The sequence below is a fragment of the Vibrio sp. 1069 genome (genome assembly GCF_033340555.1).
The window spans coordinates 1-708 of the sequence record NZ_JAWOWP010000367.1; the positions used below are offsets into that span (position 1 = coordinate 1).

General features: G+C 40.4%; 1 pseudogene. It reads right to left on the bottom strand.

Annotation, left to right across the window (positions count from 1 at the left end):
• Positions 1 to 496, bottom strand: a pseudogene (locus R7040_RS26560) (hypothetical protein); the annotation flags it as partial.
• Positions 497 to 708: the final 212 nt, after the last annotated feature.

The following is a 708-nucleotide window of genomic DNA, read 5'->3' on the forward strand; positions in this document are numbered from 1 at the left end:
TGCCACTTAGCGCCTCAACACCAAATTTCACAAACAGATCTGTCGGAAGAACAAGGCTCGCTCTCACGCCATCATCATAGTAATGCGAACCAAGAAACGTTCGGTACGCTAATGGACGCTCAACAAAACTATCGGTATGCATGTGTTGGTTGTTCAAGTAACCAAAGTCGGAAAGAAAACGCCCCGCTCGGACATTAAAGCCGTAAGGCAAAGCCAAGGTTTCGATAAACGCTTCTTCCAATATCAGTTCGGTATCGTCAGCATGGCTTTCCAGCACTGTCGTCAAAGCGCCATGGAATTTGTCGTCAATGTTTGCAGACAAACTAAGCTCGGTATGACCCAAGCCAAACCCTTCCTCTCGCTCTGAGTTATGACGCTGTCCATCTTGGTAATATCCGTCCAAAACGACACCAATTTGTGGATTCGACAACGTATCGGCAAAAACATGGGATGCAAAAATGCTACCGATGACTAGAGAAACCAATTTTTTATTCACTACTTTTCCCTTATTGTTATGTTATAACATATGATTATTGAGTTGTTATAATATAACAATTATCATTACACAAGGAATAATTGAAAATAGAACCCATTTGTATTCAGAAAACCGTTGAACATTGCTTAACCAACCATTGCATCAAATTACGTTTTTAAACGTATAATTGGAGCAAGAACCGACAAAATAAGTAACGGTATTTCAGTATGTTG